Source organism: Streptomyces sp. NBC_00104, assembly GCF_045160825.1.
In the GTDB taxonomy this organism is placed as follows: Bacteria; Actinomycetota; Actinomycetes; order Streptomycetales; family Streptomycetaceae; genus Streptomyces.
This window is the reverse complement of record NZ_CP108215.1, coordinates 3,034,889-3,052,197: the sequence shown is the minus strand read 5'-3', so window position 1 is coordinate 3,052,197 and position 17,309 is coordinate 3,034,889. Positions and strand designations below refer to the sequence as shown.

At 72.0% G+C, this 17,309-nt stretch carries 15 protein-coding genes; 4 read left to right on the top strand and 11 right to left on the bottom strand.

Annotated elements, in window-relative coordinates; all coding sequences use genetic code 11:
* Positions 1-80: 80 nt before the first annotated feature.
* From OG272_RS13215 to lipB, 4 genes are all read right to left on the bottom strand, one after another.
* On the bottom strand, positions 81-782 hold the full coding sequence (locus OG272_RS13215) for a DUF4191 domain-containing protein (protein ID WP_326583343.1): 702 nt from the start codon (positions 780-782) through the stop codon (positions 81-83).
* A 189-nt stretch (positions 783-971) separates the two neighbouring features.
* Positions 972-1,175, bottom strand: a complete 204-nt coding sequence (locus tag OG272_RS13210) for a hypothetical protein (RefSeq protein ID WP_405893368.1) — start codon at positions 1,173-1,175, stop codon at positions 972-974.
* A 267-nt stretch (positions 1,176-1,442) separates the two neighbouring features.
* On the bottom strand, positions 1,443-2,408 hold the full coding sequence (gene lipA, locus OG272_RS13205) for a lipoyl synthase (protein ID WP_327730110.1): 966 nt from the start codon (positions 2,406-2,408) through the stop codon (positions 1,443-1,445).
* A gap of 355 nt (positions 2,409-2,763) precedes the next feature.
* Positions 2,764-3,555 carry a lipoyl(octanoyl) transferase LipB gene (gene lipB, locus OG272_RS13200; protein ID WP_326583346.1) on the bottom strand — a complete coding sequence of 264 codons (792 nt, stop codon included), beginning with the start codon at positions 3,553-3,555 and terminating at the stop codon, positions 2,764-2,766.
* Positions 3,556-3,997: 442 nt separating this feature from the next.
* On the opposite strand from lipB, the gene OG272_RS13195 reads away from it, so the two are divergent.
* Entirely contained in the window at positions 3,998-5,437 is a 1,440-nt protein-coding gene (locus OG272_RS13195) for a regulator (protein WP_326583347.1), read from the top strand.
* A gap of 59 nt (positions 5,438-5,496) precedes the next feature.
* On the opposite strand, the gene OG272_RS13190 is transcribed toward OG272_RS13195, so the two are convergent.
* Entirely contained in the window at positions 5,497-6,894 is a 1,398-nt protein-coding gene (locus OG272_RS13190; RefSeq protein ID WP_327730111.1) for an NAD(P)/FAD-dependent oxidoreductase, read from the bottom strand.
* Positions 6,895-7,331: 437 nt separating this feature from the next.
* A complete protein-coding gene (locus OG272_RS13185; protein WP_327730112.1) occupies positions 7,332-8,255 on the bottom strand; it encodes a TIGR01777 family oxidoreductase in 924 nt (307 codons plus the stop codon).
* Between the two features lie 94 nt (positions 8,256-8,349).
* Between OG272_RS13185 and OG272_RS13180 the strand changes: the two genes are divergently transcribed.
* Positions 8,350-8,838 (top strand): GNAT family N-acetyltransferase, encoded by a 489-nt coding sequence (locus OG272_RS13180; protein ID WP_327730113.1) that lies wholly within the window; start codon positions 8,350-8,352, stop codon positions 8,836-8,838.
* Positions 8,839-8,908: 70 nt separating this feature from the next.
* Here the strand turns inward: OG272_RS13180 and OG272_RS13175 are convergent, their stop codons facing one another.
* Positions 8,909-10,093, bottom strand: a complete 1,185-nt coding sequence (locus tag OG272_RS13175) for a MarP family serine protease (protein ID WP_327730114.1) — start codon at positions 10,091-10,093, stop codon at positions 8,909-8,911.
* A 389-nt stretch (positions 10,094-10,482) separates the two neighbouring features.
* Between OG272_RS13175 and OG272_RS13170 the strand changes: the two genes are divergently transcribed.
* A complete protein-coding gene (locus OG272_RS13170; RefSeq protein ID WP_327732274.1) occupies positions 10,483-11,220 on the top strand; it encodes a peptidoglycan recognition protein in 738 nt (245 codons plus the stop codon).
* 124 nt (positions 11,221-11,344) lie between these two features.
* Positions 11,345-11,632 carry a hypothetical protein gene (locus OG272_RS13165; protein ID WP_326583352.1) on the top strand — a complete coding sequence of 96 codons (288 nt, stop codon included), beginning with the start codon at positions 11,345-11,347 and terminating at the stop codon, positions 11,630-11,632.
* A 6-nt stretch (positions 11,633-11,638) separates the two neighbouring features.
* On the opposite strand, the gene OG272_RS13160 is transcribed toward OG272_RS13165, so the two are convergent.
* The 4 genes from OG272_RS13160 to OG272_RS13145 all read right to left on the bottom strand — a co-directional run bounded on the left by OG272_RS13160 (position 11,639) and on the right by OG272_RS13145 (position 17,232).
* Positions 11,639-12,160 carry a DUF4240 domain-containing protein gene (locus OG272_RS13160; protein ID WP_326583353.1) on the bottom strand — a complete coding sequence of 174 codons (522 nt, stop codon included), beginning with the start codon at positions 12,158-12,160 and terminating at the stop codon, positions 11,639-11,641.
* An 82-nt stretch (positions 12,161-12,242) separates the two neighbouring features.
* Positions 12,243-13,265, bottom strand: a complete 1,023-nt coding sequence (locus OG272_RS13155; RefSeq protein WP_405893363.1) for a helix-turn-helix transcriptional regulator — start codon at positions 13,263-13,265, stop codon at positions 12,243-12,245.
* Between the two features lie 154 nt (positions 13,266-13,419).
* Positions 13,420-16,122, bottom strand: coding sequence for a pyruvate dehydrogenase (acetyl-transferring), homodimeric type (gene aceE / locus OG272_RS13150; protein WP_405893361.1), 2,703 nt, complete (start codon positions 16,120-16,122; stop codon positions 13,420-13,422).
* A 468-nt stretch (positions 16,123-16,590) separates the two neighbouring features.
* Entirely contained in the window at positions 16,591-17,232 is a 642-nt protein-coding gene (locus tag OG272_RS13145; RefSeq protein WP_326583356.1) for a GntR family transcriptional regulator, read from the bottom strand.
* Positions 17,233-17,309 lie beyond the last annotated feature (77 nt).

Below are 17,309 nucleotides of genomic sequence, written 5' to 3'. Positions count from 1 at the left end.
CGACGAGCTGGTACGACGAGCTGGTACGACGATGGGGCGCCCGGAATACTCCGGGCGCCCCATCGTCGTACTCAGGTGGGTCAGCGGGCCTTCGGGCCACCCCTGGGCATGCGCATGCCCTTGGGCATCGGGCCCTTGGGGAGCGGCATGTTGCTCATCAGGTCGCCCATCGCCCGCAGCCGGTCGTTGGTGGCGGTCACCTGGGGGCCGGAGAGGACGCGCGGCAGCTTGAGCATCGTCGTGCGGAGCTTCTTCAGCTCGATCTGGCCCTCGCCGGTGCCCACGACCAGGTCGTGCACCGGCACGTCCGCCACGATGCGGGCCATCTTCCGCTTCTCGGCGGCCAGCAGGCTCTTCACCCGGTTCGGGTTGCCCTCGGCGACCAGGACGATGCCGGCCTTGCCGACGGCCCGGTGCACCACGTCCTGGCTGCGGTTCATCGCCACCGCGGGCGTCGTGGTCCAGCCGCGGCCCACGTTGTCGAGCACCGCCGCGGCGGCGCCCGGCTGGCCCTCCATCTGCCCGAACGCGGCCCGCTCGGCTCGCCGTCCGAAGATGATCGCCGTCGCGAGGAAAGCGAGCAGGAGGCCGAGAATGCCCAGATAGATGGGGTGACCGATCAAGAAACCGATCGCGAGGAAGACACCGAAGGTGATGATTCCGACAGCCGCGAGTACAAGACCGATCTTCTTGTCGGCCCTGCGGGTCATCTTGTACGTAAGAGCGATCTGCTTGAGTCGCCCGGGGTTCGCAGCGTCCGCTGCGGGTTCCTTCCTCGCCATGGCACGAAGTCTACGTGTCCGGGGAAGCGAGGACGACGGCGGTGCCGGTGGGGACCGGAGACCGGCGGCAGCGCTGGGGAAGCGGCGCCGGGCGGCGGCGGTGCCGGCGTGGAGCGGCGGTCGTGCGGGTCGTGCGCGAACGAGGTCGCGCAGGGTCGTGCGGGGTCGTGCGGGGAACGGCTGCTCTGACTACGAGGTGCGCGACGTGACGACGGAATCGAGGACGCGCTCGGTCTCGACACGGTCCTTGGCGCGGCGGCGGTCCTCCAGGACGGAGGTCCAGGCGTTACGACGGGCGGTGCGCTGACCGCTGCTCATGAGCACCGACTCGACGGCACGCAGTGCATCGGTGAACGACGGGATCGCTGTGGCACGGACGGGTGCGGCCTGCATGATGAGGTCCCCTCGGGATGGCTGCTCTGGCTAGGACCCTGTACCGGGTGTGAAACCAGGGTCACTGATTGGTGTTACCAGGGCGTGACCGACCGGTCAAACGCCCATGAAGCCTTGATGCGCGGCCCGCAAACCCCGACGCGGCCCTGACGGTGCCCTCATCTGCGAGGACGGTCAGGACCGCGGTCAATCGGCCATTACTGGCGAGTAGCTACTTGTGCTCAGATTCACACGATCTGCTGGCACTCCGTGCCATTTGGCCCGCGCTCAGACGGCCTGCGAAGCGACGTACGAACCACGCTTCTCGATGGCCATCTGGTAGAGGCGGCCGGCGCGGTACGAGGAGCGGACCAGCGGGCCCGACATCACGCCGGAGAAGCCGATCTCGTCGGCCTCCTGCTTCAGCTCGACGAACTCCTGCGGCTTGACCCAGCGCTCCACGGGGTGGTGGCGGACGCTCGGGCGCAGGTACTGGGTGATGGTGACGAGCTCGCAGCCGGCGTCGTGCAGCTGCCGGAGCGCCTCGCTGACCTCTTCACGGGTCTCGCCCATGCCGAGGATGAGGTTCGATTTCGTGACCAGACCGTAGTCGCGGGCCTCGGTGATGACCTTCAGGGACCGCTCGTAGCGGAAGCCGGGACGGATGCGCTTGAAGATCCGGGGGACCGTCTCGACGTTGTGCGCGAAGACTTCGGGGCGGGAGGAGAAGACTTCCTCCAGCAGCTCCGGGACGGCGTTGAAGTCGGGTGCCAGCAGTTCGACCTTGGTCTGGCCGTCCTCGCGCCGCGCCGTCTGCTCGTGGATCTGGCGGACCGTCTCGGCGTACAGCCAGGCGCCGCCGTCCGGGAGGTCGTCGCGGGCGACGCCGGTGATGGTGGCGTAGTTCAGGTCCATGGTGACGACGGACTCGCCGACGCGGCGGGGCTCGTCGCGGTCGAGCGCCTCGGGCTTGCCGGTGTCGATCTGGCAGAAGTCGCAGCGCCGGGTGCACTGGTCGCCGCCGATGAGGAACGTCGCCTCGCGGTCTTCCCAGCACTCGTAGATGTTGGGGCAGCCCGCCTCCTGGCAGACCGTGTGCAGGCCCTCGCTCTTCACGAGGCCCTGCATCTTGGTGTACTCAGGGCCCATTTTCGCCCGGGTCTTGATCCACTCGGGCTTGCGCTCGATGGGGGTCTGGCTGTTCCGGACCTCCAGGCGCAGCATCTTGCGTCCGTCGGGTGCGACTGCGGACACATCGGCTCCCTGCTGATTGCTTCGGGCGGTCTTCGATTCTTCGGCGTCCACCAGGGTACGCCCCTACGGTTCTCGGTCCCCGGGGTGGGCAACCTTGCGGTTGTGGGGCGTATTCCCTTCGCCCCCGCCGCCCTTACCCGTCCCATCCCAGGGGCTGCGCCCCTTCGACCCCCAAGGCGCGGGTGGGTGAGGGCTTCTCGCGCAGTTCCCCGCGCCCCTGAAAAGCAGGGGCTGCGCCCCGTGCTTTTCAGGCCCGCAGGGGCCTGAAATCCTTTAGGGGCGCGGGGAACTGCGCGACCAGCCCCACCGAACCCGCACCCGACAACGAACCGAACCTCCCGAGCCCTGGCGCGGACTACGCCGATGCCCGTTCGATCTCCCGCGGCTTCAGGTCCGCGTTCTCCAGGACCTCCCGCAGGTGCCGCTCGGCCACTGGCAACACCTCGGCGATGGTGACGTCACGGCCCAGTTCGCCCGCGAGGGACGCGACGCCGGCGTCGCGGATTCCGCAGGGGATGATCCGGTCGAACCACTTGTTGTCGGGGTTCACGTTGAGCGCGAAGCCGTGCATGGTGACGCCCTTGGCGACGCGGATGCCGATCGCGGCGATCTTGCGGTCCTCGCGCCGCTGCCCGGCGTTGGAGGGCGCGTACTCGGGCCCGTTCAGCCGCGGGTCGAACTCGTCGTCGGTCATCCGGGGGTCGAGGTCCAGCGCGAGCCCGCCGAGCCGCTGCTCGACCGGATCGCCGAGCACCCACACCCCGCTGCGGCCCTCCACCCGGGTGGTCTCCACGCCGAACTCCGCGCACGTACGGATCAGGGCCTCTTCGAGACGCCGTACGTGGGCCACCACGTCCACCGGGCGGGGGAGCTTCTGGATCGGGTAGCCCACCAGCTGGCCCGGACCGTGCCAGGTGATCTTGCCGCCGCGGTCGACGTCGATGACGGGGGTGCCGTCGAGGGGGCGCTCGTTGTCCGCGGTGCGCCGCCCGGCGGTGTAGACCGGCGGGTGCTCAAGGAGCAGCACGGTGTCGGGGACCTCGTCGACGAAGCGCGCCGCGTGCACCCGGCGCTGCTCGTCCCAGGCCTCCTGGTACTCGACGGCCTCCGTGTCGAACCCCATGCGGACGAACCGCAACCCACTCACGGCAAGCGCCTCCCTCGGCGGCACCGCCGGGCGGCGGCACCGCGATAGCCCGGTCAGGCGCGTGACGCGCCCAAGCCACTGTACGACCGTACGGTCGAGCGGTGTTCGAGTGGTGTCCGGCGCCGATGCCCCGCCCCGCCGTCCGCGCCCCCGTCCGTACGGCGGCCCGGCGACGGGTCGTACGCGGCGCGGGGGTGAGGCCCGCCGCCCGTCGTATGGCACGGCCGCCCGGCGTACGAGGGGCCACGCCGGCGCATGTCGGAGGCCGACCGCGTCAGCCGTGCGGCAAATCCTCACACGATCGGATGAATGGATGCGGAAGTGTGCGATCGGGCGCTTACTCTCCGCTACATTCGCGCCGTTCACCAGGCCGCAAAAGGCTTCTCACCAGGCAATCCGGGAAACCCCGCCGACACCCGGAAGGCAGGAGACCGCACCGCAGATGACGGAACGACCCGCGCAGCGCACCCCCAACCGCCAGCTCGCCGCCCTCATCGCAGAAGCGGGGTTCTCGAACGCGGGACTAGCGCGCCGTGTGGACCAGCTCGGTCTCGAACACGGCCTCGACCTCAGATACGACAAGACGTCGGTCACCCGCTGGCTGCGAGGCCAGCAGCCCCGGGGGACGACACCCGCACTCATCGCCGAGGTGTTCACCCGCCGCCTCGGCCGCCGGCTCACCGCCCAGGATCTCGGCCTGGACGCCTGCGCACCCGTCTACGCGGGCCTGGAGTTCGCCGCCACCCCCGAGGAGGCCATCGACATCGTCGGCGGCCTGTGGCGCAAGGACTCCGGCAGCCATGCCGAACTCCGCAAGATCGCCTTCACGCCCGCCGGACTGGTCGTCCCCAGCCGCGACTGGCTGATCGGCCGTGCCGACGACCGGGTGGGCCGGGGTGATCCGGGCGCGACCCGGGTTCCCCCGCAGGGCCGCCCGGTCGTCCCCCGGCAGCGCAGTCAGACCGAGCGCGGCCCCGGCCAGAAGGTCACCGGCGGGGACATCGCCGCCCTCCGCTCGGTCGGGGAGCTCTTCCGCGCCCTCGACGACGCGTACGGCGGCGGCCACGCCCGCCAGGCCCTCGTGCGCTACCTCGAACACGAGGCCGAGCCCATGCTGCGCGGCGCCTACGGCGAGCAGATCGGCAGACGGCTGTTCGCGGCCGCGGCCGACCTGACCCGGCTGGCCGGCTGGACCTCGTACGACATCGGCGCGCACGGGCTCGCCCAGCGGTACTTCGTGCAGGCGCTCAGGCTGGCGCAGGCGGCGGGGGACCGGGCGTACGGGGCGTACGTGCTCGTCACGATGAGCCGGCAGGCGGTCTATCTGGGGCACGGGCGGGAGGCCGTGCAGCTCGCGCGCGTCGCCCAGCAGGGTGTCGGGTCGGCCGTGCCGCCGGTGGTGCAGTCGCTGCTGCACTCCGTCGAGGCGCGCGGGCACGCGGTGCTCGGCGAGGTGCGGGCCTCCACGGCCGCGCTGGTACGCGCCGAGCGTGCCCTGGAGACGGCCCGCCCCGGGGACGAGGTCCCGTACTGGGCGCGGTTCTTCGACGAGGCACAGCTCGCCGACGAGTTCGGCCACAGCCACCGCGACCTCCAGCAGTACCGGGCCGCGGCCCAGCACGCCGAACGCTCCCTGCAGTTGAGGGCGCCCGCCTATGCCCGCAGCCGTCTCTTCTGCCGCGTCGTCCTCGCCTCGGCCCGGCTCGGGCTCGGGGAGCTGGACCAGGCCTGCCAGCTCGGCGCGGAAGCCGCCGGGCAGGCCGCGGAGATGCGGTCCGTACGGGCCGTGGAGTACGTCCGCGACTTCGAACGCCGCCTGGAGCCGTATCGGGACGCGGCCCCGGTGCGGGGCTACCGGGACAAGGTGGCGGCGCTGGGGTAGTCGAACGGCCGGTGAGGGGCGCCCGGTTCCGCCGGGTGCCCCTCACTGCTGACGAGCTCTCACGCGGCCGTCTCCAGCGGCTCCTCCAGGAACGTCGGGTGGGCGTCCAGGTCGGTCAGGACGGCGTGGGCGGCTCGGCGGGCGGAGTGGAGGGCACCCTGGACGGTGCTGGTGTCGCGGTGGTCGCCGCACACGTAGAGGCCGGCCAGGAGGCGTACCGGGCGCCGCAGGTCGTGGGGGGCGGGCATCGCGGGGACGGCCTCGGGGACGTGGTGCGCGGCGAGGAGTTCCCACCGGGTCGTGGACGTGCGGTAGAGGCGGGCCAGTTGGGCCCGGACCGTGGCGTCGAGGTGCGCGGGGTCCGGGGGAGTGCCGAGGACCGTGGAGGTGATCAGGGCGCGGCCGGCCGGTGCCCGGCTCGGATCGACCTGGCTGATGACCGCCGTGTGCGAGACGGGCCCGCTGCGGTCGGCGTCGAGGAGCAGTGCCGGTTCGGTCAACGGGGGCTCGTCCGTGGCGTGGTGCAGCACCGTCACCGGGTGGAAGTCCGGTACCCGCAGCCCCGGCAGCAGTTCGGCGGCCGAGCGGGCGTCGGTGGCCAGCACCACCGCGCGGCAGGTGAGTTCACCGTGGTGCGCCGTCGTCACCGAGGTCGTGCTGATCCCGGTGACCTGGACTCCCGTACGGACCGAGCCCGGCGGCAGCGCGGCCGTGAGGAGTTCCGGAAGCGTGTCGGCGCCCCCCTCCGGGATGCACAGCCGGCCCGTCGCGAACGTGTGCAGGGCCAGGTCGGCACAGCGGCTGGAGGTCCCCAGCGCCGGGTCCGCGAGCAGCGCGGCCAGCAGGGGACGGACGAAACCGTCGATCGTCCGGGGCGGGAACCCCCGGGTCGCCAGTGCCTGGGCGGCCGGGACCTCCGCCCGCGCGAGGAGCCGCTCGGGCGCGGTCGCGGCGAGCCGGGCCAGGGCCATGGCCAGCCGGGACTGGTCCGCGGGGGCACCCAGCCGACCGGGCCGGGTGCCCGTGGAACGGCCTTGGGGGCGGCCCTGGTTCCGGGGGAGCCTGGGGGCGCTTGCGAGGGCGCGCGCGGCCGTAAGTGCGCCCCTCGCGCTTCGCAGGACAGGGGTGGCGCCGGCACGCTGATGACGGCCGTCGGCGTGCAGCAGGACGCCGGGGGCGAACGGACGCAGGGGCAGGATGTCCAGGCCCGGTGTACGGCGCAGTTCCGGGTACGACGTGGAGAGCGGATGCGTCGTCCGGTCGAGGCGAAAGCCGTCGATCTTCTCGGTGGACATACGGCCGCCGACGGCGGGTGCGGCCTCCAGGACGGTGGCCCTCAGCCCCGCCCTGGTCAGATGTCCGGCCGCAGCGAGGCCGGCCACGCCGGCTCCTACGACGATGACGTCCACGTCCTCCGTGTCCGCCTGGTACGCCGACTGGTGCACCGACTCAAGCACGTGCCCCTCCCGAGGTCGCGCGGCTGCGGGGGCTTTATGCCCCCAACACCCATCTGAAATACCTGAGTTCGGCATGAGAGTGAAGGCGGGGGCCGGTTCCGGGGAAGGAGCGTGTGACCTCGCACGGAGGCATGGGCGGGGTGCGTGTGCGCCGGGCGTTCGGGGGACTGAGGTTGTCGGGCGGGTGCGGGTCCGGTGAGGGCTGGTCGCGCAGTTCCCCGCGCCCCTGAAGATTCAGGCCCTCGCCGCCTGAAGGACCACGGCCCCGGGGGCCTGGAAAGGCGACCGGGCCGCGGGGTGAAAAGCACGGGGCGCAGCCCCTGCTTTTCAGGGGCGCGGGGAACTGCGCGACCAGCCCCCACTCACCCGCACCCGACAACGCACCCTCCCGCCGCCCCCTCAACGTCCCGCCGCCCCCTCAACGTCCCGCCGCCCCCTCAACGCCCCGCCGCCGCCCGGATCGCGTCGTCGATCTCCGGATACGTGAACGTGAAGCCCGACTCCAGCAAGCGCGTCGGGACGGCCCGCGTGCTGCCGAGGACGTCTCCCGCGACCCCGCCGAGAGCGAGCCGCAGCGCGGGCGCGGGCACGGTGAACAGGGTGGGCCTGCGCAGCACCCGGCCCATGGCCGCGGTGATCTCGCGGTTGGTGAGCGGGGCGGGCGCCGTAAGGTTGAACGGCCCGGACAACGACGGCGTGAACAGAAGGTGGCGCAGGGCCGCGACCTCGTCGTGGAGGGAGATGAAGCTCCAGTACTGGCGGCCGTTCCCCATCCGCCCGCCCAACCCGGCCTTGAACAGCGGGAACAGCGGACCCCAGGCACCCCCGCCCCGCGCCACCACCAGCCCCGTACGGGCGAACGCCGTGCGGATCCCGGCCTCCCGCGCGGCCTCGGTCGCCCCCTCCCACTCCACGCACAACGAGGACAGGAACTCCGACCCCGGCTCCGCCGACTCGTCCACGACCCGGTCGCCCGTGTAGCCGTAGAAGCCGATCGCGCTGCCGTTGACGAACACGCTCGGCGGGGTGTCGAGGGAGGCGGCGGCCTCGGCGAGCGTCCTGGTGCCGAGCACCCGGCTGTCGCGGATCGTCGCCTTGTACGCCTCCGTCCAGCGGCGGGACGCGACCCCCGCGCCGGCGAGGTTGACGACGGCCGCGCACCCCGCGAGCCCCGCCACGTCGACCCGTCCCGCGTCCGGGTCCCAGCGCACCTCGCCCCGCGCCCGGGGCGCCCGCCGCACGAGCCGGAGCACCTCGTAGCCGTCGTCGGTGAGGGAGCGGGCCAGCGCCGAACCGATCAGGCCGGACGCCCCGGCGATCGCGATACGAGAACCGGGCGCAACGGGCGATTCAACGGTCATGCCCCCATCCTGCCCGGCGGACGGCGGGAAAGCGGGCCCGGGGGGCCCGCGACCCGCCCCCCGATCGTCGTGCCGCCGCCGTACAGTGGCCGCCATGCCGGTTCCGTACATACGCGTCGCGACCTCGGACGACGAGGACGTGCTCGGCCGTCTCGACCGCGACACCTGGTCCACGCTGCACTCCGTCCAGGCACGCCCCACCCAGCCGTACGAGCCGTTCTTCAACGAGCGTTACGGCCCCCACGACCACCTGGTCGCCGAACTCGGCGGCACCGTCGTCGGGTACGTGCGCCTCGCCCGGCCCTCCGCCCTCGCCTGTCACACGCACGTCCGCCAGATCCAGGGCCTCGCCGTCTCCGACCGGGCGCGCGGGGCGGGCGTCGCACGGGCGCTGCTGCGCGCCGCGCAGGACGAGGCACGCCGCCGCGGCGCCCGCCGCCTCACCCTGCGGGTCCTCGGCCACAACACCCCGGCCAGGAAGCTGTACGAGTCCGAGGGCTTCGTGGTGGAGGGGATCCTCCCGGAGGAGTTCCTGCTGGACGGGGCGTACGTGGACGACGTGTTGATGGGCCGTCGGCTCTGACGACCAGGAAGGACGACGGCTCCGGGTAGCTCACAAGGCCACAAGGCCACAAGGTCATGAAGCTGCGAGGTTACGAGGTCACGAGCTCGCCCGTGTCCACCGCGGCCGTCGCGTTCGCCGCGCGCTCCGCGTCGGAGGCCACCTCGTCCACGGTGAGGACGTAACCCGTCTCCGCGTCCGAGGTCGAGCGGGCGAAGACGACGCCGAAGACCTGGCCCTCGGTGGTGAGGAGAGGGCCGCCGGAGTTGCCGGGGCGGACGGTGGAGCGGATGGAGTAGATGTCGCGGGTCACCGAGTCGGTGTTGTAGATGTTCCGGCCGGTCGCGTCGATACGGCTGGCGACCGTGGCCGCCTGGAGGTCCAGGCCGCCGTCCTCCGGATAGCCGGCCACGACCGCCGCGTCACCGCGCTCGGCGCCGTCGTCGAGGCGCAGCAGCGGGGCCTCGAGACCCGGGACGTACAGGACCGCCACGTCCTTGTCGGGGTCGAAGAGCACGACCTTCGCCTCGTACGCCTTGCCCACGCCGCCCACGCGCACGCTCGGGTCGTCGATGCCCGCCACCACATGGGCGTTGGTCATCACATGCTCGGTGGCGTACACGAAGCCGCTGCCCTCGCGGCCCTGGGTGCCCGCGACGCCCTCGATCTTCACCGTGCTGCGCTTGGCGGCGCCGGTCGCCGCAGCGGTGACGCTGTCGCCGGACGGCTTGGCCACCTCCGCCGTCGCCTCGTTCTCGAACGGGTTGAAGACCTGCGGGAAACCCGCCTCGGTGAGCGCGGAGGTGGCGTCGGAGAACCAGGCCGGGGTGGTGTCCGGCATGGTGTTCTGCACGGCGCCGAGCAGCGCGGAGTTACGGATCGAGTTGGTCACCACCGGGGACGAGGACGCCCCGAGGACGCTCGCGGCCACCCACGCCACGATCAGCACGGCGACCGTGTTGGCCGCCGCCCCGCCTATGCCGTCGGCCACCCGCAGCGGGCTGCGGTCGATCTCCCGGCGCAGCCGCAGCGCCAGCCGGCCCGCCAGCTCATGCCCGATCACTCCCGGCACCAGCACCGTCAGCACCGCCGTGACCGTCGCCCCCGGGGTGCCCGCCTCCACCAGCTCCATCATCCAGGGCAGCACCCAGACACCTGTCGCCGCACCGCCCACGAAACCGGCGAGGGACACACATCCCGCGACCAGGCCGCGCCGGTAACCCGACGCCGCGTAGGCCAGGATCACCAGCATCAGCAGGATGTCGAGCACGTCCACTCCAGCCGCCTCTCTCCAGGGACCCTGTAGTACGCGTGCGGCGGGCGCAGTGATCAGTTACGCCCGCACCGCACGCCGATGGCGCGCGAAACCGGCCACCACCGCGCCACATCCGCCTGGAACCGTAAAAACGTCCCGGACCACGGCGTTGGTTCCTTCCGCTTCCCTCGGGTGGCCCAGCCCACATCGCGGCCGGTACGCATCCGGGTGACTCTGGGGCCATGCGTGTGTTCCGGACGTCACGGGGGGCGCGAATACGGCGGCTGCGCCTGTGGCGCCGCCGCACACGGACCCCGCGCGCCCCGGACCCGGTCCGCGGGCACCTGCGCCGGTTCCGCGAGCGGGCGCGTCGGGCCCGGGAACGGGTGGACCCGCCGCGCCCCGTCCTCCTGCTGCTGGCCTGTCTGCCCGGGCTGGCGGCCGTGCTCGCGCTGGTGCTGTGCGCGATCGGCGTGGACCGTACGGCGCAGCGCGCGGGCCGACCGGTCGCGGCCCGGCCCGCGCCGCACCAGGCGCCCCGGCCGCCCATCGTGCCCAGGGCCCGCTGGCTGGAGCTGGAGAAGGACGTGCCCAGCCAGCCGCCCGCCCGCTACGACGACGAGGTCGCCGCCGTCTTCGTCCACCACACGGACTCGCCGAACGGCTATGACTGCGCAGACGCGCCCCGCATCATCCGCCACCTGTACGCCGGCCAGACCGGCGCCAAGGACTGGGACGACATCGGCTACAACTTCCTCGTCGACCGCTGCGGCACCATCTACGAGGGCCGCGCGGGCGGCATCGACCGCCCCGTCACCGGCGCCCACACCCAGGGCTTCAACCACCGCACCACCGGCATCGCCGCCCTCGGCACCTTCACCGCCGGCGTCCCCGTGCCGCAGGCCATGACCGACGCGATCGCCGCCCTCGCCGCCTGGAAACTCGGCCTCTCCGACACCGACCCCCGCGGCAGCGTCAAGCTCACCTCCAGCAACAGCCTCAGCCGCTACGCCTCCGGCACCACCGCCCTGCTGCCGACCCTCGCGGGCCACAGCGACGGCTTCATGACCAGCTGCCCGGGCGCGGCCCTCGCGGAACGCCTGCCCGCGATCAGAGAGCTGGCGGCCCGCCTCCAGGGCCGGCGTTGAGCCGGATCTCATCGCGTCGAGACGGATCTCATGAGGTTCACAGACAGCGCGCCGCGGCCTCACAGACTTCTCCAAGATCCGCGCCCTAGCTTCGTAGTCGTCACGCCGACCGGAGGTGGGGAAAATGATCAGCAGTCGTACGAAGAACACGTCCCGCGACCCGAAGAGGTCCTGGTCCTCGGCCCTGCGGAGCCCCTGGACGGTGGCCTGCGCGACCGCCGTCGTCGTGCTCGGCCCGTCCGCCGTCACCGCGACCGCCCTGGAGCGCGCCAACTCCGCGCCCCTGCACGGAGCCTCGGCCCCCGAGCACCCGGCCCCGGGCGGGGAAGGCCGCCACCACGCCCAGCCGTACACCGCCGAGCAGTACGCCTACCTGCCGCGCACGACGAGCCGCGGCGTCCACGGCGTCTGAACAGCGCTACGCCCTGAAACGCTCCCAGAGTTTCGGGCAGCGCTCGGCGAGCGCGGACTCGTTCTCGAAGTCGAGCGGGGCGCCCTCGGGTTCGCCGGGCGCGGGCGGGATGCCGAGGTCCGGGGCGACCACACCGGTGAGCTGTTCGTACGCCTCGTCGGCGGCATAGCCCAGCTCCTCGCCGTCCCCGTCGATCTCCTCGTCGAAGTCGCCCAGCAGCTCGGCGAGCGAGTCGGGTTCGTGCACCGCGCCCTCGAAGACCTCCCGGCCCTGGCCGATCAGCCAGCACCGGAAGTAGTCGAACGCGTCGTCGCTGGCACCGTCGAGCAGCACCCAGGCGGCGCCCCAAAGGTCCCAGGTGTACGCGCGGTTGTAACGGGACTCGAAGTGCCGGGCGAAGTCCAGCACGGCCTCCGGGTCCAGCCGGCCGAGCCGTTCCACGAGCAGGTCGGCCTGGTCCTCGGGGTCGCCCTCGGCGTCCTCCCGGGCGGTGTCCACCAACTCCCAGAACTCCGTCTCGTCCATCACTGGTCCAGCATCGGGCCTGGGCGGGCCGGACGCACGCGGAGAACGGTGGATTGTTATGTCGGGTTCGGCACTTCGCGGCGCCTCACGGGGTCTCGTACAGCCCGGCGAGCCGGCGTGCGTCGGCCGCGAAGCGCTCCCGCAGCCCTTCGGGGGCCAGCACCTCGGCCTCCGCCCCCAGCGCCGTGAGCTGGGTGTGCGCCACCTCCTCCGACTCGACGCGGAGCGTGACGGTGGTCCGGCCGTGTCCGTCGGGGGCGCCGACCGCCGCCGTCAGGGCGTCCCGGGCGGAGACGGGATCCACGACGTGCGGCAGTCTCCGCACTCCCTCCGCCGAGAGCCGTACGACGACCTCGGCATGCAGGATCGACCGGGCGAATCGTTCTGTCTGCTCGTCCCAGTAGGCCGGCAGGTCGAACTCCTCGTCGCGGGTGAAGCGGTCGCCGTCGGCGTCGACGGCGAGGAAACGGTCGATGCGGTAGGTCCGGAAGGAGCCGCCGCCGCCACCGCCACTGCTGCTGCCGCCGCCGTCGGAGGAGGAGGAGGGGACATGGGCGCACAGGTACCAGACGCCGGCCTTGAGGACGAGACCGTACGGCTCCAGCTCGCGCTCGACCTCGGTGTCCCTCCTGCGGTAGCGCGCGACGATCCGGCGGTCATCCCACACGGCGTCCGCCACGGCGGGCAGCAGCTCAGGAGTCTTCGGCTCGTCGAACCAGCTCGGCGCGTCGAGGTGGAACCGCTGCGAGGCCGTACGGGAGGCGTCGCGCAAGGAGGGCAACAGGGCGGCCGAGACCTTCAGCCGGGCGGCGGAGGCCGCGTCCTCCAACCCCATCTCCCGCAGGGCCCCGGGCACGCCGCTGAGGAACAACGCCTCGGCCTCGCTCCGGGCCAGCCCCGTCAGCCGGGTCCGGTACCCGCCGATCAGCCGATATCCCCCGGCCCGCCCCCGATCCGCGTACACCGGCACCCCCGCCTCCGACAGTGCCTGGGCGTCCCGCGTCACCGTCCGCTCCGACACCTCCAGCTCCCGGGCCAGTTCGGCGGCGGTCATGGAGGGCCGGGACTGGAGGAGAAGGACCATCTTGATCAGCCGAGCAGCACGCATACGGCCATGATGCCGGGCCGTGCGGTGGCATTTGGCCCGCGGGTGGGTGGGGCCTGCCCACAGAGGGGGCGAAGGGGCACAGCCCCTGGGGAGGGGAACGGGTAGGGGCGGCGGGGCGAGGAAAGGTCCCCATCGCCCCACCGCCCCACCGGTGTCACAGCCCGTACTGCTCCCGGGCCTCCTTCACCGCCGTCGCCTTGACCTCGCCGCGCCGGGCGAGCTGGGCCAGGGCGGCCACGACGAGGGACTGGGCGTCCACGCCGAAGTGGCGGCGGGCGGCCTCGCGGGTGTCGGAGAGGCCGAAGCCGTCCGCACCGAGGGAGGAGTAGTCCTGCTCGACCCACTGGGCGATCTGGTCGGGGACCTGGCGCATGTAGTCGGAGACCGCCAGGACCGGGCCCTCGGCGCCCTGGAGCGCCTGACGGACGAAGGGCACCCGCTCCTCGCCGCGCAGCAGCGCGGCGTCGGACTCCAGCGCGTCCCGGCGCAGCTCGCTCCAGGAGGTCGCGGACCAGACGTCCGCCGCCACCCCCCACTCCTCGGCGAGCAGTTTCTGCGCCTGAAGGGCCCAGTGGATCGCCGTGCCGGAGCCGAGCAGCTGGATGCGCGGGGCGTTCGCCACCGGGGACAGCCCCGCCGACTCGGCCGTGTTGAAGCGGTACAGACCCTTGACGATGCCCTCGTCCACCCCCGCGACCGCCGGCTTCGCGGGCTGCGGCAGCGGCTCGTTGTAGACGGTCAGGTAGTAGAAGACGTTCGGGTCCTCGCCCGGGGCCGCCTCGCCGTACATCCGGCGCAGACCGTCCTTGACGATCGCCGCGACCTCGTACGCGAACGCCGGGTCGTACGTCATCGCCGCCGGGTTCGTCGCCGCGATGACCGGGGAGTGGCCGTCGGCGTGCTGGAGGCCCTCGCCCGTCAGGGTCGTACGGCCGGCCGTCGCGCCGACCAGGAAGCCGCGGCCGAGCTGGTCGCCGAGCTGCCACATCTGGTCGGCCGTGCGCTGCCAGCCGAACATCGAGTAGAAGATGTAGAACGGGATCATCGCCTCACCGTGCGTGGAGTACGCGGTGGACGCGGCGATGAAGTCCGCCATGGAACCGGCCTCGGTGATCCCCTCGTTGAGGATCTGGCCGTCCTTGGCCTCCTTGTAGTACATCAGCTGGTCACGGTCGACCGGCTCGTACGTCTGCCCCTTGGGGGAGTAGATCCCGAGGGACGGGAAGAGCGACTCCATGCCGAAGGTGCGCGCCTCGTCGGGGACGATCGGCACCCAGCGCCGGCCCGTCTGCTTGTCGCGGACCAGGTCCTTGACCAGCCGGACGAAGGCCATGGTCGTCGCCACGTTCTGCGAACCGGAACCCTTGTCGAAGGCGGCGAAGGTCTTGTCGGCGGCGGCCGGCAGCGGGGCCAGCGCGTGCGTACGGCGGGCCGGGGCGGGACCGCCGAGGGCGGCGCGGCGCTCCTGGAGGTAGCGGACCTCGGCGGAGTCGGCGCCCGGGTGGCCGTAGGGCACGACCCCGTCGACGAAGTCGCTGTCCTTGATGGGGAGTTCGAGCAGGTCACGCATCTGCTTGAACTCGTCCACCGACAGCTTCTTCATCTGGTGGTTGGCGTTCTTCGACGCGAAGCCCTCGCCGAGCGTGAAGCCCTTGACGGTCTGGGCCAGGATGACGGTCGGGGCGCCCTTGAACTCGACGGCGGCCTTGTAGGCGGCGTAGACCTTGCGCGCCTCGTGACCACCGCGGGAGAGGTGGAAGCACTCCAGGATCTTGTCGTCGCTCAGCAGCTTCGCCATCTCGACGAGCGCCGGGTCGGCGCCGAAGAAGTCCTGGCGGATGTAGGCGGCGTCGCGGGTCTGGTACGTCTGCACCTGCGCATCGGGTACCTCGCGCAGGCGGCGGACGAGCGCGCCCGTGGTGTCGAGCTGGAACAGCTCGTCCCAGGCGGAACCCCACAGCGACTTGACGACGTTCCAGCCGGCGCCGCGGAACTGGGCCTCCAGTTCCTGCACGATCTTGAAGTTCGCGCGGACCGGGCCGTCGAGGCGCTGCAGGTTGCAGTTGATGACGAAGGTGAGGTTGTCCAGACCCTCACGGGAGGCCAGGGCGAGTGCCGCCGTCGACTCCGGCTCGTCCATCTCGCCGTCGCCGAGGAACGCCCAGACGTGGGAGTTCGAGACGTCCTTGATGCCACGGCTGGTGAGATAGCGGTTGAAGCGCGCCTGGTAGATCGCCGACAGCGGGCCGAGACCCATCGACACCGTCGGGAACTCCCACAGCCAGGGGAGGCGGCGGGGGTGCGGGTACGACGGGAGGCCGTCGCCGCCGGACTCCCGGCGGAAGTTGTCGAGCTGCTGCTCGTTCAGCCGACCGTCGAGGAAGGCGCGGGCGTAGATGCCGGGGGAGGCGTGGCCCTGGATGTAGAGCTGGTCGCCCGAGCCGTCGGCCTCCTTGCCCTTGAAGAAGTGGTTGAAGCCCGTCTCGTAGAGCCAGGCCGCGGAGGCGAAGGTGGCGATGTGGCCGCCGACGCCGTATTTGGAGCCACGGGTGACCATCGCGGCCGCGTTCCAGCGGTTCCACGCGGTGATACGGCGCTCCAGCGCCTCGTCACCGGGCACGCCCGGCTCGGCGGCGGTGGGGATGGTGTTGACGTAGTCCGTCTCGAGCAGCTTGGGCAGCGCGATGCCGTTGCCCTCCGCGCGCTCCAGGGTGCGGCGCATCAGGTACGCCGCGCGATGCGGCCCGGCCGCCTTGGTGACGGCGTCCAGCGAGGCCTGCCATTCGGCGGTCTCTTCCGGATCCCGGTCGGGGAGCTGGTCGAGCGCGCTCGGCTGGATGGCGTGGGAGTCGGTCATTGCGCCGCCTTCCTCAGTCGAAGGGGGTTCCCTCATCGGTAAGGGTTCGGGGGTTGCCCTTGGTCTTTGGCAGGACAGGGCGATGGGCTTCGGTGCGGTGTCGATGTGCGACGCCGTCGCGCGGCCCGTCGGCGACTGTAACCCGCTGATCGATGATCGATCAAAGGGTCGCGGGCAAAATCTCTTGATCTCGAGAAAGTCGGCACGGGGTGCCTTCGGCGACGACACCGGGTGCCGTGCGGGCCGGGGTTTGTGCAGGTGGGGCGGCGTTTGAGTGAGGGTTCGCCCAAGAGCTCGGGTGTGCGGGCGCGTTGGCGGGTGCGGGTTGTGGGGGTTGCTCGCGCAGTTCCCCGCGCCCCTTGAAAGCCCCGGGCGCGACCCATGCCGCCAAGGGGCGCGGGGAACTGCGCGACCAGCCCCCACTCACCGGCAGCCGAAAAACGCACCCCCGATGGCTACGCCCGACGGCTACGCCGGCTCGTCGTCCGTGTGCGGGGCGCAGCCCAGGACGTGGGCCTTGACCAGGTCGGCGATCCGCGGGTCGCGGCGACGGAACGCCGCCACCAACTCCTCGTGCTCCTCGGCGTACGACTGCTGGACCGTACCCAGCCAGCGGATGCTCAGCGCGGTGAAGACCTCGATGCCCAGGCCCTCCCAGGTGTGCAGCAGCACCGAGTTGCCCGCCGCCCGCACCAGCTCGCGGTGGAACGCCACCGTGTGCCGCACCTGGGACGTGCCGTCGGCGTTGCGGTCCGCCTCGTACAGGGCGGCCACATGCGGCTCCAGTGCCGAGCAGTCCTCGGCCAGCCGCTCCGCCGCCAGCTCCGCCGCGATCGCCTCCAGGCCCGCCCGTACCGGGTAGCTCTCCTCCAGATCGGCGGCGGTCAGATTCCGCACCCGCACGCCCTTGTTCGGCGCGGATTCGATCAACCGCAGTGACTCCAGCTCGCGCAGCGCCTCCCGCACCGGCGTCTGGCTGACCTCCAGCTCCGTCGCGATCCGCCGCTCCACGATCCGCTCGCCCGGCTGCCACCGCCCGCTCACGATCCCCTCCACGATGTGCTCGCGGATCTGTTCGCGCAGCGAGTGGACGACGGGCGCGGTGGTCATGCGGGCTCCTTCGGCGGGGGACAGAGCCCCAGGGGCGTTGACCTCTAGACAATAAAGCCGCGACCCCGGCGGTGAGA